The organism is Paenibacillus sp. FSL R7-0302, assembly GCF_038006885.1.
GTDB lineage: Bacteria > Bacillota > Bacilli > Paenibacillales > Paenibacillaceae > Paenibacillus_AQ.
In genome coordinates, this window is record NZ_JBBOWB010000002.1 from 605,989 (window position 1) to 629,239 (window position 23,251).

24 protein-coding genes, 1 tRNA gene, 1 rRNA gene and 2 riboswitches are annotated in these 23,251 nt (G+C 51.1%); of the genes, 11 read left to right on the forward strand and 15 right to left on the reverse strand.

The genetic code is table 11. The features are described from left to right. The first annotated feature begins 140 nt into the window (after positions 1-140). Positions 141-623: an AbrB/MazE/SpoVT family DNA-binding domain-containing protein gene (locus MKY96_RS28325; protein WP_340945684.1), complete on the forward strand. Its 483-nt coding sequence runs from the start codon at positions 141-143 to the stop codon at positions 621-623. A gap of 94 nt (positions 624-717) precedes the next feature. Here the strand turns inward: MKY96_RS28325 and MKY96_RS28330 are convergent, their stop codons facing one another. Next, entirely contained in the window at positions 718-1,224 is a 507-nt protein-coding gene (locus MKY96_RS28330) for a YwhD family protein (protein WP_340945686.1), read from the reverse strand. Positions 1,225-1,328: 104 nt separating this feature from the next. Here MKY96_RS28330 and MKY96_RS28335 point away from each other — a divergent pair, with 104 nt between their 5' ends. From MKY96_RS28335 to MKY96_RS28360, 6 genes are all read left to right on the forward strand, one after another. Further along, positions 1,329-3,344 (forward strand): M1 family aminopeptidase, encoded by a 2,016-nt coding sequence (locus tag MKY96_RS28335; protein WP_340945688.1) that lies wholly within the window; start codon positions 1,329-1,331, stop codon positions 3,342-3,344. 9 nt (positions 3,345-3,353) lie between these two features. Then, complete coding sequence (locus tag MKY96_RS28340) at positions 3,354-4,187, forward strand: hypothetical protein (RefSeq protein ID WP_340945690.1); 834 nt, start codon at positions 3,354-3,356, stop codon at positions 4,185-4,187. Positions 4,188-4,399: 212 nt separating this feature from the next. Continuing rightward, positions 4,400-4,538: riboswitch (cyclic di-AMP (ydaO/yuaA leader) on the forward strand. A gap of 57 nt (positions 4,539-4,595) precedes the next feature. Next, a complete protein-coding gene (locus MKY96_RS28345) occupies positions 4,596-5,024 on the forward strand; it encodes a C40 family peptidase (RefSeq protein WP_340946785.1) in 429 nt (142 codons plus the stop codon). Positions 5,025-5,412: 388 nt separating this feature from the next. Further along, positions 5,413-5,555, forward strand: a riboswitch (cyclic di-AMP (ydaO/yuaA leader). Between the two features lie 4 nt (positions 5,556-5,559). After that, the gene (locus MKY96_RS28350; RefSeq protein WP_340945692.1) at positions 5,560-6,051 is read left to right on the forward strand and encodes a C40 family peptidase; all 492 of its coding nucleotides are present in this window, start codon (positions 5,560-5,562) and stop codon (positions 6,049-6,051) included. Positions 6,052-6,306: 255 nt separating this feature from the next. Continuing rightward, the gene (locus MKY96_RS28355; protein WP_340945695.1) at positions 6,307-6,792 is read left to right on the forward strand and encodes a GNAT family N-acetyltransferase; all 486 of its coding nucleotides are present in this window, start codon (positions 6,307-6,309) and stop codon (positions 6,790-6,792) included. Positions 6,793-6,919: 127 nt separating this feature from the next. Further along, a complete protein-coding gene (locus MKY96_RS28360) occupies positions 6,920-7,276 on the forward strand; it encodes a c-type cytochrome (RefSeq protein WP_076084861.1) in 357 nt (118 codons plus the stop codon). Between the two features lie 132 nt (positions 7,277-7,408). Here MKY96_RS28360 and MKY96_RS28365 read toward each other — a convergent pair whose 3' ends face one another. Next, positions 7,409-7,684 (reverse strand): 4a-hydroxytetrahydrobiopterin dehydratase, encoded by a 276-nt coding sequence (locus tag MKY96_RS28365; protein ID WP_036698917.1) that lies wholly within the window; start codon positions 7,682-7,684, stop codon positions 7,409-7,411. A 211-nt stretch (positions 7,685-7,895) separates the two neighbouring features. Continuing rightward, complete coding sequence (locus tag MKY96_RS28370) at positions 7,896-8,189, reverse strand: hypothetical protein (RefSeq protein ID WP_036698940.1); 294 nt, start codon at positions 8,187-8,189, stop codon at positions 7,896-7,898. A gap of 202 nt (positions 8,190-8,391) precedes the next feature. On the opposite strand from MKY96_RS28370, the gene motA reads away from it, so the two are divergent. Next, the gene (motA, locus tag MKY96_RS28375; protein ID WP_036724422.1) at positions 8,392-9,192 is read left to right on the forward strand and encodes a flagellar motor stator protein MotA; all 801 of its coding nucleotides are present in this window, start codon (positions 8,392-8,394) and stop codon (positions 9,190-9,192) included. Further along, positions 9,176-9,997, forward strand: a complete 822-nt coding sequence (gene motB, locus MKY96_RS28380; RefSeq protein WP_340945700.1) for a flagellar motor protein MotB — start codon at positions 9,176-9,178, stop codon at positions 9,995-9,997. Before motA ends, motB begins: the two co-directional genes overlap by 17 nt. A gap of 88 nt (positions 9,998-10,085) precedes the next feature. On the opposite strand, the gene MKY96_RS28385 is transcribed toward motB, so the two are convergent. Both MKY96_RS28385 and MKY96_RS28390 read right to left on the reverse strand, forming a co-directional pair. Continuing rightward, the gene (locus MKY96_RS28385) at positions 10,086-10,787 is read right to left on the reverse strand and encodes a pseudouridine synthase (RefSeq protein WP_209879523.1); all 702 of its coding nucleotides are present in this window, start codon (positions 10,785-10,787) and stop codon (positions 10,086-10,088) included. Beyond that, the gene (locus MKY96_RS28390; protein WP_340945704.1) at positions 10,774-12,981 is read right to left on the reverse strand and encodes an ATP-binding protein; all 2,208 of its coding nucleotides are present in this window, start codon (positions 12,979-12,981) and stop codon (positions 10,774-10,776) included. The genes MKY96_RS28385 and MKY96_RS28390 overlap by 14 nt, the downstream gene beginning before the upstream one ends. Positions 12,982-13,410: 429 nt before the next feature. Here MKY96_RS28390 and tadA point away from each other — a divergent pair, with 429 nt between their 5' ends. Together tadA and MKY96_RS28400 are read left to right on the forward strand one after the other, a co-directional pair. Continuing rightward, positions 13,411-13,914 (forward strand): tRNA adenosine(34) deaminase TadA, encoded by a 504-nt coding sequence (tadA, locus tag MKY96_RS28395; protein WP_268748444.1) that lies wholly within the window; start codon positions 13,411-13,413, stop codon positions 13,912-13,914. A 41-nt stretch (positions 13,915-13,955) separates the two neighbouring features. Beyond that, the gene (locus MKY96_RS28400) at positions 13,956-14,531 is read left to right on the forward strand and encodes a GNAT family N-acetyltransferase (RefSeq protein ID WP_340945706.1); all 576 of its coding nucleotides are present in this window, start codon (positions 13,956-13,958) and stop codon (positions 14,529-14,531) included. Between the two features lie 75 nt (positions 14,532-14,606). Here MKY96_RS28400 and MKY96_RS28405 read toward each other — a convergent pair whose 3' ends face one another. The 10 genes from MKY96_RS28405 to rrf form a co-directional block, all read right to left on the reverse strand. Then, positions 14,607-15,701, reverse strand: coding sequence for a DUF6612 family protein (locus MKY96_RS28405; RefSeq protein ID WP_340945707.1), 1,095 nt, complete (start codon positions 15,699-15,701; stop codon positions 14,607-14,609). Positions 15,702-15,804: 103 nt separating this feature from the next. Then, the gene (locus MKY96_RS28410) at positions 15,805-15,957 is read right to left on the reverse strand and encodes a small acid-soluble spore protein P (RefSeq protein WP_076084811.1); all 153 of its coding nucleotides are present in this window, start codon (positions 15,955-15,957) and stop codon (positions 15,805-15,807) included. A 12-nt stretch (positions 15,958-15,969) separates the two neighbouring features. Continuing rightward, entirely contained in the window at positions 15,970-16,311 is a 342-nt protein-coding gene (locus tag MKY96_RS28415; RefSeq protein ID WP_036698930.1) for a hypothetical protein, read from the reverse strand. A 253-nt stretch (positions 16,312-16,564) separates the two neighbouring features. Further along, positions 16,565-16,653: transfer RNA gene (locus MKY96_RS28420), tRNA-Ser, on the reverse strand. Between the two features lie 65 nt (positions 16,654-16,718). Beyond that, positions 16,719-18,008, reverse strand: a complete 1,290-nt coding sequence (serS, locus tag MKY96_RS28425) for a serine--tRNA ligase (RefSeq protein ID WP_340750422.1) — start codon at positions 18,006-18,008, stop codon at positions 16,719-16,721. A 90-nt stretch (positions 18,009-18,098) separates the two neighbouring features. Next, positions 18,099-18,683: a pyridoxal 5'-phosphate synthase glutaminase subunit PdxT gene (pdxT, locus tag MKY96_RS28430; RefSeq protein WP_340945709.1), complete on the reverse strand. Its 585-nt coding sequence runs from the start codon at positions 18,681-18,683 to the stop codon at positions 18,099-18,101. Positions 18,684-18,701: 18 nt separating this feature from the next. Beyond that, positions 18,702-19,583, reverse strand: a complete 882-nt coding sequence (gene pdxS / locus MKY96_RS28435; protein ID WP_340945713.1) for a pyridoxal 5'-phosphate synthase lyase subunit PdxS — start codon at positions 19,581-19,583, stop codon at positions 18,702-18,704. A 120-nt stretch (positions 19,584-19,703) separates the two neighbouring features. Further along, positions 19,704-21,098, reverse strand: coding sequence for a D-alanyl-D-alanine carboxypeptidase family protein (locus MKY96_RS28440; protein ID WP_340995203.1), 1,395 nt, complete (start codon positions 21,096-21,098; stop codon positions 19,704-19,706). Between the two features lie 126 nt (positions 21,099-21,224). Then, positions 21,225-22,682 (reverse strand): IMP dehydrogenase, encoded by a 1,458-nt coding sequence (gene guaB, locus MKY96_RS28445; protein ID WP_076084859.1) that lies wholly within the window; start codon positions 22,680-22,682, stop codon positions 21,225-21,227. 358 nt (positions 22,683-23,040) lie between these two features. Next, a 5S ribosomal RNA gene (gene rrf / locus MKY96_RS28450) occupies positions 23,041-23,157 on the reverse strand. Positions 23,158-23,251 lie beyond the last annotated feature (94 nt).

Below are 23,251 nucleotides of genomic sequence, written 5' to 3' on the forward strand. Positions count from 1 at the left end.
CCATAAAATGATAAAACCTCCCATAAAATGACAATAAATAGCCCAATTTGTATACGCTTCCCCCGTTCTCTTAGCTTACAATTACTGTTATAATCATATATATCTACAAAAAATATAAAGATGTAAATGAGGGACATGGGATGAAAGATACAGGCATGATCCGAAGCTTGGACAGTCTCGGAAGAATTGTGGTTCCCGTAGAAATCCGCATGACACGTAATATTGACATTGGGGATCCTATCGAATTTTTTATACTGGATGAGGATATCATCGTCCTCCGAAAGTACACCTCCACAGAATGCACTTTTTGCAGAAGTCTTGATCATGTGACCTACTATAAGGATCAGTTCATTTGCAACACCTGTCTGAAGGAGCTTAGTGACCCCGACCGCGGATCAGAACCCATCCATGTCTCCCCAAGTTCAGCAGAAGAGCATCCCGAGCCAGCCCGCGGGGGCCGGAGAAGCAAGACCGAAGAAATGAGTCTGCGTCTTATGAAAGCGATCGAAGATCATCCCTATGCCAACCAGAAGGAGCTTGCCGAGGTTCTCGGCATCAGCCAAGCCAGAGTCAGCCAACTCAAGCGCAAGCTGAACACTCCCGGCAGAACAGATCCGCAGTAACCGTTATCCATTCATCCCTGCTTAGACATCAGATAAGGCTTGGCCCCGACGGGGCCAAGCCTTAATTTTTGGGCGAAGCATATAACCTGATCTTCTATTCCGATAGCGCAGCTTTCAGCTCCTCAGGCGAAGCGGCCCACCACTCTTCATTATGGGCCATCAGCAGTGATTTCAGCGCTGCCCGCTCAGTGCTTCCAAGTCCATCCAGAATAAGCTTGCGCTTCAAGGCCGCATCCAGCTTATTGACATGATCCGCAAGAATCTTCCAGCCGCGGCGCGCTTCGGTGTCAATCCACATCTCACAGGCGGTAATCCCGCCGTAGAACTGTCCCTCCGGGGTACGGTCCACAGCCACCCATACGACCCATACCTGTCTTCCCGCCGGAACATCCTCACGGTTCATAGAGAACTTGATTCCCTTCTCCACTTTGCTCTTGGCATGCATGGCACCGATATCGATAACGGCGATACCCTGATCAATAATGACAGGCGATACATTGTTCAGATCAATCGAGCCTGCACCGAAGCCCTTATGCTTGGCTCTGGCGTTCACAATATTCAAGGCAATTTGTTTTTTGCCCTCCGGTTGTACGTTATCCACATGTGCACATCCTTTCCATTCACTAATTATTTAATTTTAGCTAATAATGCGGCGATTGCAAACATATACATCCCGTAGATGCTTGTCACGGGAGGAATCATAGTATGAAGCCACATTCATTAAGGTATACCCTCATCTTCGCAGTCCTGGCTGTCCTCACCTTGCTTGGAGGCGGAATATGGTTTCTGTCAGGGCATAGCCCTGCCGTATGGACTGCCTCTGTTCCAAAAGAGGCCAAGTCCCCCGCCATTATCCCCCGTCAGCAGCCCGTGCAGTCCGATCTTTCAGATACGATCTACACATCGGAGACAGAGGCTTTAAGCCAGCGCGTGGTTGAATATCACATGGATGTGGAGCTCCTGCCGGGTGCGGAGACCCTGGTCGCCTCCGAGACGCTGACCTGGACCCATCCGGGCGCAAAGCCGGTCCAGGAGCTCTACTTTCATCTGTATCCCAATGCATTCTCATCCGCCGGCACCACCTTCATGAAGGAATCCGGGGGCACGCTTCGCGGTGATACCATGCCTGCAGGGGGTTACGGGAGCATTACCCTGACAGATTTGCGGACCTCCGAGGGCATTTCGCTGATGCAGCGCACCCAATATGTGCAGCCGGACGACGGCAATGTCAATGACAGAACACTGCTCAAGGTCCATCTGCCGCAGCCGGTGAACGGCGGTGAGAGCGTTACGGTACGGCTTAAATTCGAGGTCAAGCTGCCGAAAATTTTCGCCCGGATGGGAACCGCTGACGACTTCGTGATGGCCGGACAGTGGTTTCCGAAGATTAGCGTCTATGAGCCTGCCGGCAGAAGAGGACTGAAGGAAGAAGGCTGGAACCTGCATCAATATCACGGCAACTCCGAGTTCTACAGTGATTTTGGAATTTACAATGTATCGATTTCTGTCCCGCCCGAGTATAAGGTCGCCGCAACCGGGTTTCCGGTGAGAGACGCCAAGGTTGTCAAGGGGCGCAAGATCTATCAGTTCTATGCAGATGACGTCCACGACTTCGCCTGGGCGGCCTCGCCTGATTTCGTGGTTGCCGAGAAGGCCTTCTCCGCGCCGCAGGTGCCCGGGGTGAAGATTAAGCTCTATCTGGACCCGCTGCATAAGCATCTCCAGGAGCGTTACTTCCAGGCGGCTGAGGCTGCACTGATGGCATTCAGCAAGTGGTATGGCCCTTATCCCTACTCCACCTTATCAATTGTTGTCCCGCCGGAGTCCGGCAACGGGGCCGGAGGCATGGAGTATCCGACCCTGATTACCGCCTTCGGTGCCACGGACACTTCACCGGGCACCTCCCTGGAGCGCACGATCATCCACGAGATCGGGCACCAATATTTCTACGGCCTGGTGGCCAGCAATGAATTCGAAGAAGCCTGGCTGGATGAGAGCTTCACCTCTTATGCCGAAGACCGGCTGATGGAACAGGAATACGGTGTGGTCTCCAGCCTCCCGCTGCAGTCCAGCCTGGTCTCCTCTTCACAGCCGCTTAAGCTGGAGACCTGGAAATACACCGGAGATGATGCCTACACGCGCAATGTATACATCCGGGGCAAGCTGGTGCTGAAGGATATCGAACGCATCGCCGGGACCAAGAATATGGACGCCATCCTCGCCGCCTATGCCCGCAAATACCGCTTCCAGCATCCAACCACCGCCGACTTCCAGAAGGTTGTGGAGAAAGTGACCAAGCAATCCTGGCAGACGTATTTTGAGCGGTATGTCTATAGCGGGGGGGCACCCGACTTCGCAGTTGACGATATCAGGCTTACGGTTAAACAGGACAACAGCGACAGCGGGGGGAGCCGCTATAGCGCTGTGGTCGATGTAAGCAATAAGGGCAGCCTGTACCCCGATGTTCCCGTGAAATTCACCTTCGCAGACGGGTACACGGTGCAGCAATACTGGAATGGCGAGGGTAAGGCTACCTCCTTTGAATTAACGTATAAAGCGCCGCTGGTCTCCGCAGAGATCGATCCGGGGCATTCCATTCTGCTGGAGAGCAGGCATCTTAATAATTTCAGAATGGCGGAGCTTGAGCCGCGTACACTCTCCCGCTGGACGCTTAGTGCATCAACTCTGCTTGAAACCCTGCTCGGAACTCTTGTCTGGTGAGGTGAAGGAATGGTGAAAAGCTCAATTGCCCGCGGTTGGATCAGCATGAAAGAGCAGTTCTATATATTGATCCTGCTATTTATCTACCGGCTGTTCTGGGGATATTTCCTGTACAAATTCATTAAAAGCGCGGTTGTCCCCGTCCTGCTCCGCTACCCGGATGCGAACGCCGGCGGCAGCGGAATAGGCAGGCTGCTGTATTATATCGAGGGGCAGACCGCGCTGCGCACCGACCCCGCCGTCCAGCACTGGCTGTGGATGCTGCTTGCGCTGACAGTGCTAAGGCTGCTGGTGACTCCCTTTATCCGTGCAGGGCTGCTGCACGAGCTTCACCAGGAGCGCGCCGGAGCGCGGGGACTGTTCTTTTTTCCCGGAATGAGAAAATATGGGCTGCCGGTGCTGGTGTTCAGCCTCGTTGAATGGGCGCTAACCCTCCTGCCGCTCTATTGGCTGCTTCCGCGTATGTACCGTCATCTGCTCAGCGGCGTTCTCGATGTACAGCTCCTGCTCAAGCTGGTGCCTTATGTACTGGGCTGGCTGCTCTATCTCTTCCTTGTCCGGAAGCTTCTGCTCTATATGCAGTTCGGCTATACCGCAGGTACCGGTATGTTCTCCTCGCTGCTGATCTGCCTGAAGGTGCTGCTGCCTTCCATTGGTATATCCATCGTTCTGGGGGCGGGAAGCCTGGCCGTCATTCTGCTCTGCAGCGCCTCTGCTCTGTTCTATCCCGGTTTGCCGGCCCTTATGCTCCGCCAGGCAGCTCCGCTGCCCTCCACGCTGTTCAATATGTGGGGGATCGCTGCCCAGTACCACCTCTGGTCCAGTAAATCATTTCCACAATAATAAGCTGCTGAAGCGGCATACTAAAGAGAGTCACAGCCCCTCTATCCGGGAGCAGGACTCTTTTTTGCTTGAACGGAGGACAAAAGCATTTGCAAAAGGCTAAATCCTCTGATACAATGATGGCTGTACCAGTAGTAACAAAGTTGTAATCTTTCAAGCAAAATCTTCCGTAACTATTGCAATTTAAGCTATGCCGATAAGTCACTGTTCTGGTGCACAAAACGCCGAATTCCCTGCACCGGGAAGTGGGGGAACCATATTTTGGGTGAATTGATCTCGCTTTAGAGGGGTCATAGGGGAACCTTCTACCGAATCCTTAAGCTAACCTCGCAGGCCCTGGAAGGAGTACATCTTTTGATTAGTCAGAATTTCAAGAAAAAATGCACCGCAGCAGCGCTGGGTCTTGTGATGGTATTCACACTCGGAGCGGGCAGTGCCTTCGCAGATTCCAAAATGGATACTGTGATTTCAAAAACCATTGGAACGTCGTATAAAACCGGGGGCACAACCACCAGCGGCTTCGACTGTTCCGGATTTACCAAGTATGTGTTCAAGAATGTCGGGCTTACCTTGCCCCGCACCTCCAAAGCACAGTACAAAGTTGGAACAAGTGTATCCAAGAGCAATCTGCGTTCAGGTGATCTCGTGTTCTTCAATACTCTGGGTAACGGAGTGTCACATGTCGGTATTTATGTTGGAAACGGGAAGTTCGCACAGTCCTCAAGTTCACGTGGTGTAACCATCAGTTCGATGAGCCAGTCCTACTGGGCCAACCGCTACGTTGGCGCCAAACGAGTAATGAGCACAACAGCCTACCAAGCTGTCGCTTACGATTGAACCCTTGAAGCATACCCCGAATATTTCAGCCTCTAACAACTAAATGTAACTTATACGAGCCCGGGATGATTATTGCCGTAATCATTTCCGGGTTTTTCCTTTTCCTTATTCTACCTTTTACACCGAATCCGCCGCCTTGAAACAGCATTTTCTTGCAAAAATAAAGAAATTATCATATAAATTAACCCCTGCGCATAGATATGAGTCTTTCGAAAGGGCTATAACTCTAAAAAACAGCAAAAAAGATGCATTAATATGTTATAAGTGATTGCCAAGCGCCTTAGTCTTTGTTACAATTATCGCAGTGATCTTTTAGTAACATTTTTGTAATTATTGAATCGCTTTTAACAAAGGTTTTGTCATGTATTGAATGAACCGCTAATCCTAATCAACAGTCGTGCCGAGTTCCCTAATGAATTAGGGAAACGGGGGAACCACTTTGGGTGAATTGACCTCCTATTCTAAGAGGGGTCATAGGGGACCTTCAACCGAACCCTTAAGCTAACCTCGTAGGCATTGGAAGGGGTATTTACTTTTGAAGAAGAAGCTAGCAGCCGCAGTACTAAGCTTGTCCATTATCTTCACCATCGGAGCAGGAAGCGCTTTCGCGGATTCCAAAATGGATAAAGTGATCGACAAAGCCATCGGAACCAAATACGTGTCCGGCGGTACATCAACTAACGGGTTTGATTGCTCCGGATTTACAATGTATGTTTTTGATAAGATCGGCATTAACCTGCCCCATCAATCCGGCTCCCAATATCAGATGGGCTCTGCTGTATCCCGTGACGAGATGAGACCGGGCGATCTTGTATTCTTCAATACAAGCGGTAAGGGCGTATCCCATGTCGGTATTTATGTTGGTGACGGCGAATTCGCCCATGCCTCTTCCTCACGTGGTGTAACCATCAGTTCGCTGAGTGACAGTTATTACGTCAACCGCTACGTTGGCGCCAAGCGAATCATGAGTACAGATGCCTACAAGACTGTAGCTTCGGATTCCCAAGACAACGATGATGTACAATAATCCTTTGTAACCTAACGCTCTTTTCCGAGATTTTTGCCGAAATCTTGGAGAAGGGCTTTTTTTGTCTATAAAATTACTTACCCGTCTCTATATTTGTAAAACACCGATTCTGCACTTTCGGAAAATATATTTTGGCGTTTGTCAAGTTTCTGTATTTCCGCAAGGAATGTGCGTCGAAACTCGCTGTTTTTGTATATAATTAATATAAAGAATGATAAGAATAAATTGAATTCCCCTGGAAGGAGGCCTCCCCTAATGATTAGCTCCCCGCTAACCTTTTACGTGGTGCCTATGGAGCCGCAGCATGCCGCTGAGATCTGTGAGTGGAGCTACAAGCCTCCGTATAATATTTACGGCTGGATGTCCTGGGAGCAGATGCAGGCGCTGGGCGTGGAGTTCGGAGACCCGCAGCTGCGCAGCGAGCAATATGTGTCGGTAGTGAACGGACAGGGCGTTCTGTGCGGCTTCGCCCAGCTCTTTCCGATGGAGGGGGTAGTCCGGCTTGGAGTCGGAATGCGGCCCGATCTGTGCGGTCATGGAATGGGGCATCTGTTCATGAAGGCTATTGTGCAGGCAGCACAGGCCCGTTACCCGGAACGCGAGATCGATCTGGAGGTGCTGACCTGGAACCAGCGCGCCATCCGCGCCTATCAGAAATGCGGGTTCACCATAACAGATACCTATGAGCGCCGTACCCCGACGGGCAATAAGCCTTTTTATTGCATGGTCTATGAGGAATAGCACCGGAGAATGAGGTGTTTTCAAAAAAATGGATCATTTGTGTTCATTTTTTTGACACACATACTATGATAACGCTTCACCATCCGCTATAATGGAGTCAGCAGCTTACATGGAGGGACGGATGCAGATGCAGAAATGGATCATGAGCGGTTTGTTTTTTGCCGCCTGTGCCTTTGCAGTAATCTTAATGTTTACCTTACCCGGGAAATCCGAGGTGGCGGAACAGAACAAACCGACCATGCCGGAGGTTGTGCTGGACGCTGCGGGCGCAGAAGCCACAGTGAAGGCCAATTGTATCTCCTGCCACGGTGACCAGCTTCAGGGCGGGGCGGGGCCCAGCCTGCAGCAGGAAGGCGCTTCGCATGACGCAGCTCAGATCTACAGCATAGTCACCAAGGGCCGCGGACAGATGCCCCCCTTCAAAGACAGGCTGGCCCCTGAAGAGATTGCGAATGTAGCCCTATGGCTGGCCGAGAAGAAATAATCCGCAACCTGTACTCACACCATGCTCCTTATTCTAAATGTATAATGCCCGTGACGAGGATAACGAATGATCCTTGCACGGGCATTTTCTATTGATCAGATATTCCTGTTGTCTCCATAGGGGCCTTGTCCTCTAGCGGGTCTTCTCGAATGCCTCATTAAATTCATGCGCCTGGCGGAGATCAAGCTTCTCCACATCTGCAGCCAGCCGCAGAACAACCGTCTTGTAATCAATGGTGATATGCGGGTGATGGTCAAAGGCCTCCGAAATTGCCGCTACCTCATCCACAAAGGCAATTCCCTTCATATATTCACTGAACATATATTTGCGCACCAGCCTATCCCTCTCCAGCTTCCAGCCCTCAAGCTTGCCGATCTGCTCCTGCAGTTGTTCCTCAGTTAATTGCAATTCGTTTCCTCCCTTGCTAAGTTAACGGTTCCTTCAGCCTGCTCTTCTTCTTCAAATAAAACATCCCTCAGCTTCTGAAAGTCCAAGGGATGTGCCAGGCCAAAGATTTTTGATTAAATGTATTCTGACATCCCGGAAATTAGTACTCCACTTCCAATTTTAACATGGCCGGATGCCCGGGACAAACCCGCTGCCGCATTTTCCCCCTGCTTTATACAAGAACGACCGAAGCCAGATCCTCATCACCCAGCAGAATATTAATGCGGTGTGTTTCTTTATCGTACATCACAACTCCGCTGCCCACCTGAATGACCGGCTCGTTGCCCAGCGCGTAGAACAGGTCTTCCGCAAGCGCCTCCCAGACCTCCTGCCTCGATTCCTCCGGCAGATTCGTCCACTCTTCAGGCTCCATTTCAAAAAAAATGTACCCGTCTGCAATCCGTCCAACGGCTCCTGTCAGTTCAACCAGAATTTCACCGTAATCCCTGCCATGCTTAACTCCCACATCAATCACTCCGTTTTCTTCGCTGATGAATAATAACCTACCTTATCTATTATAGCCGAAAAAATCACTTCACAAAAAAGGGAATGATGTCGATAAAGAAGAATATACGTGATTTGGTTACGAACAGAGTGTTCTCCCGCGGTTCAAGGACGAATTAGCGGTTAGTCGATCACTTCTTAATTCTCATGGACGAGGTGCATAAATGGAAATCTCAACAATTCTAGGCCTGGTGTTTGGTCTGATCGCAGTAATCTGGGGGATGATACTCAAGCATGCTCCGCTTGCAAGCTTGAACAACCCCGCTGCCTATGTCATTATTTTTCTTGGCACGGCTGCCTCTATCTTCATGGCCTTTCCGATGTCGGAAGTCAAGAATTTCCCTAAGCTGTTGAAGATCCTGTTTACGAAGAAAAAGATGGTCGGTAAGCCCGAACTGATTACCATGTTCATGGAATGGGCATCCATTACCCGCCGCGAAGGGCTGCTCGCTCTGGAGTCCAATGTCGATGAAATTGAAGATAACTTCCTCCGTAACGGCATGCGGATGATTATTGACGGCAATGATCAGGAGTTCGTCCGTGATGTATTAATGGAAGATATTCATGCCACTGAAGACAGACATAAAGCCGGAGCCTTGATCTTCTCCCAGGCCGGGATGTATGCCCCTACACTAGGGGTTCTCGGGGCTGTTATCGGGCTGATCGCCGCCTTGGGGGATATGAGTAACATGGACGTCCTGGCCCACGCGATTGCCGGTGCCTTCATTGCAACCCTGCTCGGGATATTCACCGGTTATGTCATGTGGCATCCTATGGCGAACAAGCTGAAGCGGATATCCAAACGCGAGATTGAAGTCCGCCTGATGATGGTCGAGGGTCTGCTCTCCATTCAGTCCGGGGTGTCTACCATTGCCATTAACCAGAAGCTGTCCGTCTTCCTGACTCCGTCCGAGCGTGCCAAGCTGAGCGAGAAGGAGGGGGCTTCCAGTGAGCAAAAAGACTAGGCATGAGGAACATGAAGAGCATGCCGATGAATCCTGGCTGCTTCCCTATTCTGATCTGATGACCCTGCTTGTTGCTCTGTTCCTGGTTATGTACGCCATGAGCGCTACGGACGCCGTGAAGTTCCAGCAAATGGCTGAAGCCTTTAATTCAGCGCTCAGCGGCGGCGGCGGCGTCCTGGAGTACCGGTCGGATTCCCCGACCAGCACCCAGCTGGACCAGGGCAAGCAGGATAAAATGAACAATGTGATTGCCAAGAACACCGGCACCTCCGATCTGTCCAAGCTCCGTGCCAAGGAGCAGGAGGATCTGGAGAAGCTGAAGAAGCAGTTCGACCAGTACATCAAGAACAACGGGATGACTGACTTGCTTAGCACGAAGCTGAATCAGTCCCAGCTGATGATTACGATTAGTGACAATGCCCTGTTCGCTTCGGGACAGGCTATAGTGAAGGACGAATCCCGCCAGCTGGCCAAGTCGATCTCTAACATGCTGCAGCAATTTCCCGATTATGAAGTATTGGTGCAGGGGCATACCGATAATGTTCCGATCTCCAACAGCACGTACTCCTCGAACTGGGATCTTAGCGTAGATCGCGCCCTTGAGTTCATGAAGATTCTACTGCTCAATCCCAACCTGGACCCGACGAAGTTCAGCCCGACCGGCTCTGGCGAATACCACCCCATCGCTACCAATGCTACGGCTGCCGGGCGGGCCAAGAACCGCCGGGTAGAAGTATCCATCCTGCGTAAATATAAGAACGCTGCTGCGGAGACCACGGATGTCTCTAATGTAACAGCTCCCTGAATAGTAATGAAACAAATAAGAGCTGCTTCGAACGGCCCTACCAGGGTCTATCGGAGCAGCTCTTATTATAGGTATGGGCATTATAAGCTTATTGCAGCTGATAGTTCAGCATAGCCCCCAGCTCTTGCTTCTCTTCCTGGGACAGCTCCCGCCATTCTCCGGTCTTCAGTGCGCCAAGTCGGATATTCATGACCCGGATGCGCTGCAGCCGCCGGACTTCATAACCGAAGGCGCTGCACATGCGGCGAATTTGCCGGTTCTTGCCCTCAGTCAGCACGATACGGAATACCCGCTCACTAATACGCGTAATTTCACAGGGAAGTGTCTTGCTGCCCAGAATTTTCACGCCGGTTGACATACCGGTCAGAAAAGAAGGCGTGACGGGTCGATCTACTGTGACCACATATTCCTTCTCATGCTTGCCTTCTGCGCGTAATATTTTGTTAACAATGTCACCGTCATTGGTCAGCAGAATCAATCCCTCTGAATCCTTGTCGAGCCGCCCGATCGGGAATATCCGCTCCTCATGCCCTATGAAATCGACAATATTGCCTTGAATATGCGCTTCTGTAGTAGAGGTAATGCCAACCGGCTTATGAAGCGCAATATACACGATCCTGCTGCCCGTCTGAAGCGGCTGGCCGTCAATCAGTACAATGTCCCCGGCCTCGGCTTGGCTGCCCAGCATAGCAGGCTCACCGTTGATGGTGACCCGCCCTCCCTCGACCAGCTTGTCTGCTTCACGGCGTGAACAATAGCCTGTCTCACTGATGAATTTATTGATTCTCATGTTCGTCTTCACTCCGTTCTATATTCATAACGGCCGGTGGCACTGGCTCCTTCGCTTCAGGCAGCTTGATAATTACCTGTGCCCCCCGGCCATACTCGCTTCTTATCTCCAGGCTGCCCTTATGGGCTTGAATAATCCGCTGGCTGACCATCAAGCCGAGACCGGTTCCGGACTCTTTGTTCGTAAAGAACGGCTCTCCCAGCTTGGGCAGCATATCCTCAGGGACGCCTCCGCCCTCATCCGTGATCACAACAACCACAGAATCATCCTGCTCCTGCTGCTCCACGGTAATCGTCCCCCCGTCCGGCATCGCTTCGATCGCATTTTTGATTACATTGATAAATACCTGCTTCAGCTGATTCTCCTCACAGTGCACCATGGCGGGTAATCCCGAGAAATGCGTTGTGAATTCAATGCCGAACAGGTGGGCCTGACTGTCCAGCAGGGAGATGACATCGCCGACAATATGCCGCAGATCCCTTTGCTGGAAATGAACAGCCTGCGGCTTCGCCAGAATCAGGAACTCACTGACAATCATATTGATCCGGTCCAGCTCCGAGAGCATCAGATCAATATGCAGCGGAACGAGAACCTTCTTCTCCTGCTGAAGCTGCAGGAAGCCCCGCAGGGTGGTCAAGGGATTACGGATCTCATGGGCAACGCCTGCGGCAAGCTGGCCGACTGTAGTCAGCTTCTCCGAGCGTCTGAGCAGCTCCTCGATCCGGTTCCGCTCGGTCATGTCACGGGATACATGGACAACCGACTGCGGCTGGCCCTCTTCATCCCGGATAACCGAGCTGCTGACGCTGACCTCTACCAGGGAGCCGTCACGCTTCAGCCTGACGGTCTCCACAGGCGGCAGAGATACCCCATCCTTAAGCTGTTGCAATCGTATACTCTCCTGCTCCTGCACAGTGGCCGGAACCAGATAAGGCGGCTTGACCAGAGCATCCGCAGCGCCCCATCCATAGAGATCCTCGAACGCTCTGTTCGTACTGATGATCCGCCCCTCCATATCCACCGTGTGGATGGCATCCGAAGTGCCGTTAATGACCGACTCCAGATGCTCCTTAACCGCACGGTTCTCCTCCAGTGTCTGCCCCAGCCGGTTCGTGTGCTGCAGCAGATGTGAGGTCATCGCATTGATGCGCTGGGCCAGCTGTCCAAGCTCATCGCGGCTGGATACATTAAGCGGGGGCTCGAACTTGCCCTTGGCCACATCATTGACCTTAGCCAGTATATCCTGAATCGGACGTGTAACTACACCGGCCAGCACATAACTGGCCAGAAGAAAGATAATAAGCAGCAGCACCGAGGTGGTGATATTATTGAACAGCTGCTCGCGGATGACTGAGGAGATCGCCTGATAGTCCATGACTACACTGATCACATAATCTGCGGCTCCCGGCCGCTCAATCGGAATGAAGCTTTTGAGCACTCTTTTACCCAATGCCTTCGTATCCAGCGTTACCGGCTCGCCCTTGTTCAATGCTTCACGGATTGCCGCCTTGTCCTCTGCAATATTGCCGTAGGAATAAGTACCGTACTGAATAGGGCGGTTCCGCAGCTTCGTGTTCTTGGGATCTGCACCGTCAGGCAGCATGCTTGAGGCCCCGAAGGTCTTCGGATTGATTCCCGTAATCTCCAGAATTCCGGGATTTACAGCTTTGGATTCCTGGATGATCTCATCGGGACTCATAATTTTGACATAATCGCTTACCGCTGTGCTCCGGACGAACGGATCTATGATATAATTGCGGGCCCCGTCATAATAATAGCCCCATTTATCAATATACTCCGGATTGGAGGTTGAATATTCAAACGGCCCGGACCAAAAATTCTCCAGGGACTGCCCCTGATCGACAGATACCCGCTGGCCTGCAAACAGCTCCAGAAAAGCCACATACCAAAAACCCATGCCTCTGGTCGAAAGTCCAATCTCTGCAGGATCTGAAGATTTGGCTACGATAATATCATCCGCAGTCTTCACCAGCAGCGAGATATTCGACACCCCCAGCTTGGTGGATAGCGCCTTCAATTGTTGATTGGTAATATTCCTGATATCCGGGTCCAGCTCATAGGACGCCAGAATGGCGGTCAAGCGCAGGTTCTGGGCAATTTTATCCTGCACGTAATTCGAGCTGTAGCCGCTCTGCTCCACCGATACGGCAACCTGCTTCGCAGTGATCTTCATGTTGCTTACACTCTCATTACGCAGATTATTCCGGGCAGCATACAGATTGAGTGTAAGATTAAGCATCAAGATTAGGAGCACCGAGCCAAATATAATCGCTGATAATTTCGTTTTTATGGACAAGCGTATTGTTCACCTCTTATCCGCTGGTAAATCCTAGCGGGCATTCAACATAATCATACCTTTTGCCCTCCCATTTGAAAAGGCCTTTCCCCACAGCCGGGTGCTGGCAGATATTGAATTATCGGGGCAGTTTCTCTACAATAGGTAAGAAACCATCCACAGGTTATGCACATATAAACATTTTGCCAAATCGCGATGTGCACAATTTTGTGTATAAGTCGGTCGTTATCCACAGAGTTGTCCACAATTTGTTAAGAACGAATATTTGTTCGTTGTACAATGGGCATAGAAGAAGGGAAGATGCATTTGAATACCAGGCTTGAAGAACTGCCGGCGGAGGAGCGGGCCATTCATGAACATTGGATGACAGAAGCGATAGGAGAAGCCCGCAAGGCCGAGGCCTTGGGCGAAGTGCCGATTGGTGCCGTGGTCGTCCACGAAGGCCAAATTATAGGCCGCGGATATAATCTGCGTGAGACGACACTTGACTCCACTGCCCATGCGGAGATGGTAGCGATCCGGGAAGCCAGTACAGCCCTGGGCTCCTGGCGTTTGCTCGATTGCCAGCTCTATGTTACTCTGGAGCCTTGTCCTATGTGTGCAGGAGCGATGGTACAGTCCAGGGTGCCGCTCACCGTGTATGGCACTCCAGACCCCAAGGCCGGCTGTGCAGGAACCTTGATGAACCTGCTGGAGGAATCTCGCTTTAATCACCGTACAGAGGTCATCCAGGGCGTGCTGCAGGAGGAATGCGCGGAGCTGCTAACCTCCTTCTTCCGCAAGCTGCGGAAGCGGCCTGCGAAGCTCTGAACGCCCATCAACACTTATTATGCTCATAAGGAGAATGCCAGATGTCCTACAAGCTGTATAACAACGCACAGGGGATCTATCTCTCGCTGCTGGAGCTTACGGATGCTGAGGAGCTGCTATGCCTCCGTCTGCGTAACCGCATCGCCCACCAGCAATTCGAACCCCTGCGCAGTGAAGACTACTTCACCCTGGAGAGCCAGCGGCAGCTGATTAACCAGCGTATCCTGGATGCGCAGCAGGACAGCGCGTATATGTTCGGGATTTATCTGCTCAGCGGCGAGCTGATCGGCCAGATTACGATCTCCAATGTAGTGCGGGGAGTCGGACAATTCTGCGATATCGGCTATATGATCGATCATGAGCAGCAGGGGCAAGGCTATACCAGTGCCGCCGTACACCTGATCCTCGGGTATGCCTTCCGCTCTCTGGGCCTTCACCGGGTACAGGCTGCCATCCTGCCTCATAATACCGGTTCACGCAGAGTGCTGGAAAAGAACGGCTTCCAGGCCGAAGGACTCGCGCGCCGTTTCATCCGGATCAACGGCGAATGGCAGGATCACCGTACCTACGCCATTCTGGCTGAGGAGTTCCTGCCAGAGGGACAGGAATCCCCTTAAACTTCATATGTCCACACAAAAACCCGTATGAGCGCAATTTGCTCATACGGGTTTTTGGCTTGCGGAACTATGGTATTAATAAGTACCCGTACCTGTGCTTCCGAACTGCTGCTGCAGCTCTTCCAGAGTGATGACATCATCGCCTTGCGGAATGCCGATCTTGAAGGTCTGCTTCTCATTGATCTTGCTGTATTGGTTGCTTGCATTCATAGATAAGGTAACATTCTCACCCTTGTCAGGATCATTAACCTTGATGTTCATGAGCATATCCTGATATACCGGATAATCATCTTTGTTGACTGCGGTATTCAGATGGAACTGGTTAATAGTGAGATACTTGTTCAGATCAGCCAGGCTCTTGTCGAACTCTGCACGGGCTTCACTGGATTGAAGCTGTTCCTTGGCTTCGGCCAGCTTGGCAGGCTCAATCTGCAGCAGATCCTTGTATTCTTCTTTGCCCAGAATATCAATAATCTTAGGCATAGCGTTGTTCACCAGAATGGTGAGTGCCTCTTTGACGTTATCGTTGGTAACCTGGAACTGAACTACCTGCTTGGCTTCTACGCCTTCAGGCAGGCCGGCATCCTTCGGTTTGATATTATTGAAGTACTTGGCTTCATCATATTCACCCAGCAAGGTATTCATCACTTCATTCGACAGCTTCTGCACCTTCTGTGCATCCATCTGTGCAGGATTGAATTCAGCACCCTGCTCTTCCGCCAGCTGCTTCAGATCCAGCTCTACGAATTTGTTCACGATCGTCTCAGGAATCGGCAGGAACGGAATTGAAGGTACTTTGACATACAGCTTCTGTCCGGTCATTACCATTGGAACCGTGAAGGACATGGCCATGTCCCCCTTCAGATTCAGAACGGTTGTCATTTCTGTCTGCATTGGCTCTGCCTGGTAGACTCCATCGATGGTAAGCTCGGCGTTCTTAAGCATGCTGAGCATCTGTCCCGTTGAAGCATCCGCTTCATTGGTGCCTGTGTCTATCGACAGATCATTAATAACTAATTTGGTCTTCATTTCGTAAGATGTCATAGCTGTAGCTTTGGCTGCAGCTGAAGTCAGAGCCTCCTTCGGCTCCTCTTTCTTTGCACATCCCGGCAGAATTACTGCAGCAGTTAATAGTAACGCGGCAGCGGATAACCCCCACTTTTTGTTCATTATTTTTCTCCTCTCCCATGTAAAAAACTTTTTCCCCTCCCTAATGATAAACCATTTGGCAATTATGAGAAACATTTCTCAGTAATTTCGTTCCATTAGCCTATCAGCCCTGAGGATTATTGTGGTCCACATGGTTGGCCTGTTTCACCTTTTTAGACCCGGACAACGGCTCAGGACCCGATGAATGATGCTCCTTGCGGGGCTCCTGATTATCCTGCTGTACGCCGGGTACAGGCATGCTCTTGGGTTTGCTCACTTCGATTACCTCCTATGGATTAGTTAAGCCCTGAAGGGCCTGTGCGCACTCATGAATCTGTCTCGTATACTGCTGCGCCAACAGCTGAACAGCATCTAACTGCTCATCCGCGTGTACCCCGGCCTGTTCGGCGTCAAGCAAATCTACTGCAACCTCGCGGCTATCCACATAGGTGCAGCGGAAATCCAGAGAATACCCCTGCCGTCCCGCTGCATTGAAATGGATGAGCAGACTGTTCTGGTTCGCCGCATCCCCCTGCACACTGAAGCTGTCCCCATTGTCCATCAGTTCCGGCAGCCGCTCCTGCCAGGCAGACACCAGACTCTGCTGATCTACTTGCAATTGTCGGTCCATCTTTATTATCAGCCTCCTTCTCTAATACATTGCGGAGAAAGCCGGCTTTTTATTCCCGCTTAAACAGCTTCTGTGAAAAAGAGGCCTTAGCAAGTGGAAACGGCATTGCCGTCCTTTACAAGGACGGTACCGTTTCGGCGAGAAATAGAAGGATAATTTATAGCGTGAGACATATAAATTCTTATATTTCAAACAAAAAAACCGCCCTCCTGAGAGAACGGCTTCTATCTGCACTTATTTAGATGTAAAGGAATGGCGGAGAGGATGGGATTCGAACCCATGTGGGCTTGCACCCTAACGGTTTTCAAGACCGCCCCGTTATGACCGCTTCGGTACCTCTCCAATGCATCGAAATTTCACATGCATTAGGAATTATACCACGCCCCACAAATAATATGCAACTATTATTATTGAGCTGTTTTGGCGGAAATGGATTTCACATTACGCATATACGGCTGCAGGCATTCCGGAATCAGCACACTTCCGTCCTCCTGCTGGTAATTCTCCAGAATAGCTGCTACCGTACGTCCTACAGCCAGGGCAGAGCCATTCAGCGTATGCACGAATTCAGGCTTCGCCTTCGGCTCCTTGCGGTAACGGATATTGGCCCGGCGCGCCTGGAAGTCCTCAGTGTTGGAGCATGAGGAGATCTCGCGGTACATGCCGCTCTCAGGCAGCCACACCTCAAGGTCATACGTCTTGGCAGAGGTGAAGCCCATATCTGCCGTACAGAGCAGCAGGACGCGGTAGGGCAGTCCCAGAAGCTGCAGGACGCGCTCAGCATCGGCTGTCATCTTCTCCAGCTCCTCATAGGAGCTCTCCGGGCTGGCCAGCTTCACCAGTTCCACCTTGTTGAACTGATGCTGACGGATCAGACCACGGGTATCGCGTCCGGCAGAACCGGCTTCCGAGCGGAAGCAAGAGCTATAGGCCACATGATACTTCGGCAGATCGCCAGCCGTCATAATCTCTTCACGGTAATAGTTCGTCACAGGCACTTCCGCCGTAGGAATCAGATAATACTCTGTATCCCGCAGCTTGAACAGATCCTCTTCGAATTTGGGCAGCTGTCCCGTTCCATAGAGGCTGTCCTTATTAACAATATAAGGCGGCAGCATCTCTTCATAGTTATGCTCCCCGCTGTGCAGGTCCATCATGAAATTGATCAGGGCACGTTCCAGTCTGGCACCTAGTCCTTTATAGAAGACAAACCGGGAACCCGTAACCTTCGCCGCTGCCTCAAAATCAATGATATCCAGCTGCTGCGCCAGCTCCCAGTGGGATTTCGGAGTGAAACCAAGCTCTGTAGGCTCTGACCAGCGGCGCACTTCGACATTGTCTGCCTCAGAGGTACCTACCGGCACCGATTCATGCGGAATATTTGGGATGCTCATCGTCAGCTCGTCAATCTTGACCTCAAGCTCACGCACCTCGTCATCCAATTCCTTAATCCGGTCAGATACCGTGCGCATTTCTGCGATCAGATCATCAGCCGGTTCCCCGTTCTTCTTCTTCTTGGCTACGTCTCCGGATACAGTGTTCCGGCGGTTCTTGAGCCCTTCCGTTTCCTGAAGCAGCTCACGGCGGCGCTGATCCAGCGCCGGGAAGCCGGCAATCAAATCCAGCGACTTTCCTCTTTTATTCAGTGCCTCTTCTACTCTTGCATAATCGCTACGCAATACTTTAACATCTAACACAAAGTTTCCCTCCTGAAAACAGCCCAAACTCTTTCAAAATGCTGTTTTGTTTGCAGCTTTGAAAGAGTCAAAGTGTCCTTATATGCGGTTCTATAGATTGGCTGCCATACTGTCCTCTACCATGCCGGCAAAATATTGATGCAGCCTGTAATCATCAGTCAATTCCGGGTGAAACGAGCAGGCCAGCAGATTACCCTGGCGCGCGGTTACAATCTCATCCTTATAGAGCGTAAGCACCTCAACATCAGGACCCACCTCTTCAATAAGCGGAGCGCGGATAAATACCGCCCGCACAGGCTCAGCAATCCCCTTAACCTCCAGATCACATTCAAAGCTTTCCCGCTGGCGGCCAAAGGCATTCCTGGCCACGGTAATATCCATCAGCTCCAGATGACCGGCTTCGTCTCCGGCAATCCGCTTCGCCAGCACGATCATACCGGCGCATGTGCCGAAAATAGGCTTGTCTTGAACCGCGAACTCACGAACAGCCTCAATAAAGCCGTATTTGCGCATCAATTTGCCAATCGTCGTACTCTCACCGCCGGGAATGATCAGACCATCTACCCCGTCTAGCTCCTCTATACGCTTAATAGGCAGGCCCTGTGCGCCAGTCTTCTCAATACTGATAATATGCTCTGTAACAGCGCCTTGAAGCGCTAACACTCCAATTCTCATCCGGAAGCCTTCTCTCTATTATCGGCCGCGTTCCGACATGCGTTCAGCCGGGGACAATGTGGCGATATCAATCCCCTTCATCGGAGCGCCCAGATTCTTGGATACTTCAGCAATCAGCTTGTAGTCCGTGAAGTGGGTTGTTGCTTCGACGATGGCACGGGCGAACTTCTCAGGATTGTCCGATTTGAAAATCCCGGAGCCGACAAACACCCCATCAGCACCCAGATGCATCATGAGCGCGGCATCGGAAGGCGTAGCTACACCACCGGCAGCGAAGTTAACGACAGGCAGCTTGCCCAGCTCGTGAACCTCCAGCAGCAGCTCATACGGAACACCCAGCGTCTTCGCTTCATGATATAGCTCATCAAGCGAGAGGCCGGTCACCTTACGGATCTGGCTGTTGATATGGCGCATATGGCGGACAGCCTCCACGATGTTGCCGGTACCCGGCTCACCCTTGGTGCGGATCATGGAGGCTCCTTCGCTAATCCGGCGCAGCGCTTCCCCCAGATCCTTGGCTCCGCATACAAAAGGAACCGTGAATTCGCGTTTGTTGATATGGAACACTTCATCGGCAGGAGTTAGTACTTCGCTCTCATCGAGATAGTCTACACCCAGAGATTCAAGAACCTTGGCTTCCACATAGTGACCGATCCGCGCTTTGGCCATTACAGGGATACTCACTACCTTGATAACCTCTTCTACAATAGTAGGATCAGCCATACGTGCGACACCACCCGCTGCGCGGATATCGGAAGGTACACGCTCCAGGGCCATTACGGCTACTGCGCCTGCGGCCTCGGCAATTTTCGCCTGCTCTGCATTCATGACGTCCATAATGACGCCGCCTTTTTGCATTTCTGCCATGCCTCTTTTGACTCGCGAAGTTCCTGTTTCCATATCTACGCCTCCCGTTAGATCTAACCTAATCTAACATTTAATTCTACCGTAAGGCTGTAATATATACAACCTATTTACTGGGATTTTGCCGTGAAGCTAGTACCTGTGCACCTGTTAAGGTTAGAACAGATTTTTAATTCCTTTGAACAGATCACCGAAAAAATCACCGATAGCTCTCAGCAGCAGCTTGAACCAGCCCGCCTTCTCTGCTTCCTCGGCAGTAATCAGGTTCACCGTCTTCTCTTGCGTCTGATTCATTCCTTCAATCTTATAGGAATACGTGACCTTACCTACCTTGCTGGCTCCGGCAATCGGTGCGACCAGCGTAGCCGGATCATTCGTGACCACAGTGGTCTTGATCTGCGGCGATACAGTACCCTTAGGAACCATGAACGTTACTCCGGCTTCGGTAACCACGGGCACTTCTTTATTCTTGCCCTTCAGCACAGGCACGGTTTCAGTTCCCTCAATCACGGCCTTAGGTGCAACTACCTGCTTAATCTCGAAATTATTGAAGCCAAAATCCAGCACCTTCTTCGTTTCAGTGAAACGGTGGGCCTCAGAGTCCGCTCCCATAACTACGCTGATTAGACGCATGCCGTCACGCACCGCAGTACCCGTAAAGCAATTACCGGCGTTAGTGGTATGTCCTGTCTTCAGTCCGTCCAGGCCCGGATAAGCGTATGCCTTGAAATTGGGGATATTCTTGTTGGCTTCCAGCATCCAGTTGTAGTTAATCATCGGCTTCGAATCACGCTCGCGGAATTTATACGACTGAATTGTCGTAAAATCTGTAAACTCCGGATGATCGGTGACAATATATTTGGCCAGAATCGCCGCATCCATCGCAGACATTACTGTTTCGCCTTCACCCTCCGGGCGGAATTTGGCAGGCATGTCCTTACGGTCAAGCCCGGTCGGATTAATGAAATGGGCCGTCTTCATCCCCATCTTCTTCGCCGTTTCATTCATCATAGTGACGAACTGCTGCTCTGAACCGGCTACCAGTTCAGCCAAGGCAACCGTAGCATCATTAGCTGAGCCTACCGCCATCGCTATGTAGAGTTCTTTAACTGTATGTTCATCACCCGCAGCCAGAAAAATCCGTGAACCAATCTGCTTGGACGCATTCTCTTGGACAATGACTTTCTGGTCCCAGGAGATCTTGCCGCTATTTACAGCTTCGGTTACAAGATATTCTGTCATCATCTTCGTCATACTCGCCGGAGGCATCGCCTGGTCTGCATTAAGTGAGAGCAGAACCTCCCCTGTAGTAGGCTCAATCAGCACTGCAGATTTCACATTCAGTCCCAGAGATTCCACGCTTGGAATCTTCGCTGCTGCCGTTTTGGCAGGGGTAGCTGCTGCTTTGGTTCCCGCCTCGGTTGTAGCCGGTTTATTTACTGCCTCTGCCATCGCAGAAGCCGCAGGAAATGCTAGCATATTTAGAAGCAGACCTGCTGCCACTGTCTTAATCACAATTTGTTTACTGCTAAGTTTCCGCTTGTACTTCAATGATTACTACTCTCCTTTAATCCTCAGATCAGTGCTTGTTCTATTCTAACACAGGGGTATCTGCAAAAAAAGACAGACAGGACGAATTCGTCCCGTCTGTCGGCAAAATAAGTGATTCTCTCCGGTTTATAGAGAATAGTTCGGGGCTTCCTTGGTGATCTGGACATCATGGGGATGACTCTCACGCAGGCCTGCCCCAGTGATACGGATGAACGAGGTATCATTGCGCAGCTCTTCTAATGTCTTCGTTCCGCAATAGCCCATACCGGAGCGCAGTCCGCCGATCAATTGGTGAACCGTGTCAGACAATGGCCCTTTAAAAGCGACTCGGCCCTCAATGCCTTCCGGCACCAGCTTCTTATCATCATCCTGGAAATAACGGTCTTTACTGCCCTGCTTCATGGCGCTCATGCTGCCCATGCCGCGGTATACCTTGTATTTACGTCCCTGGTAGATTTCCGACTCTCCCGGGCTCTCTTCCGTACCGGCGAACAGGCTTCCCATCATGACTGCAGCAGCACCGGCAGCGATGGCCTTGGTAATCTCTCCGGAGTACTTAATTCCTCCGTCTGCAATCACCGGAATGCCGTATTCACGGGCTACTGTCGCACAATCGTAGATCGCGGTAACCTGCGGAACGCCTATACCGGCAATTACGCGGGTAGTACAGATAGAGCCAGGACCAATACCCACCTTGATTACCGAGGCTCCTGCTTCAATCAATTCGCGGGTAGCTTCGCCTGTAGCCACATTACCGGCTACGATGGTTAGGTCAGGATAAGTCTCGCGCAGCTTACGCACTGCATCGATAATATTGATGTGATGGCCATGTGCGGAATCCACGGTAATCAGGTCCACACCGGCTTTTACCAGTGCTTCCGTCCGTTCCAGCGTGTCCTTGGAGATCCCGATTGCCGCTCCAACCAGCAGACGTCCATGAGCATCCTTGGCACCGTTGGGGAACTGGATAGCTTTCTCTATATCTTTAATAGTAATGAGACCTTTGAGAATATTATGCTCGTCTACCAGCGGCAGCTTCTCAATCTTGTGGCGCTGCAGAATGCCTTTCGCTTCCTGAAGAGTGGTTCCTACAGCAGCTGTAACGAGATTCTCATGAGTCATCACTTCTTTGATCTGAATATTGAAATCATGGATGAAACGCAAGTCGCGGTTCGTAAGAATACCGACAAGCTTGCCCTCTTCATCTACGATAGGCACACCCGAAATGCGGTATTTGCCCATCAGAACTTCAGCATCGGATACCCAGTGGTCGGGCGTAAGTGAGAATGGATTGGTAATAACCCCGCTCTCCGAGCGCTTCACACGGTCTACCTCTTCTGCCTGCTGCTCCACGGACATATTCTTATGAATGATGCCGATCCCGCCCTCACGGGCGATAGCAATCGCCATAGCGGCTTCTGTGACTGTGTCCATACCTGCACTCATCAAAGGGATATTCAGCTTCACATTCTTGCTGAGTACAGTGGTTAAGTCCACTTCCTTAGGCAATACCTCGGATTTACGCGGAACCAGCAGCACATCATCAAAAGTGAATCCCTCTTTACCAAACTTATCTTCCCACACCTGGGTCATTCCTCCTCTAAATTCTTTTCTCTACCCGCCCGCCAACTTATGAATAAAGAAACTCCTGCGTCAAGTCCATACCCGATAGACAGCGGTAGAGGCCTGGGAGTTATACATAATTGTGTCTTCTGTTAAGGTTTGAGAGGCTTGTCCAAAAATATATTATTGTCCATCTTAGCAAAGGGCATTTGGCCTGTCAAGAATATTACACCGCTCTGTGAAGGGATTAGGCAATCCGCCCTCCGGTAAGCGAATTCTTGGACTAAAGTCCGTCTCCAGTGGACAATAGAACAAATTTCGGCGGCATCCCCGGATATACAAAAAGACCACTGTCTGAGAATCAACAGTGGTCTTGTGTGCTTGGCAACGTCCTACTCTCCCAGGACCCTTCGGTCCAAGTACCATCGGCGCTGGAGGGCTTAACGGTCGTGTTCGGGATGGGTACGTGTGGAACCCCTCCGCTATCGCCACCAAACATGATTTTTCGAAGCTTCCGCTTCTCGAAATCGCTGCGAGAAAATATCCGTCCCCAGAAAGGACCTGCAGCTTAAGGTGTACCAGGCTTGATC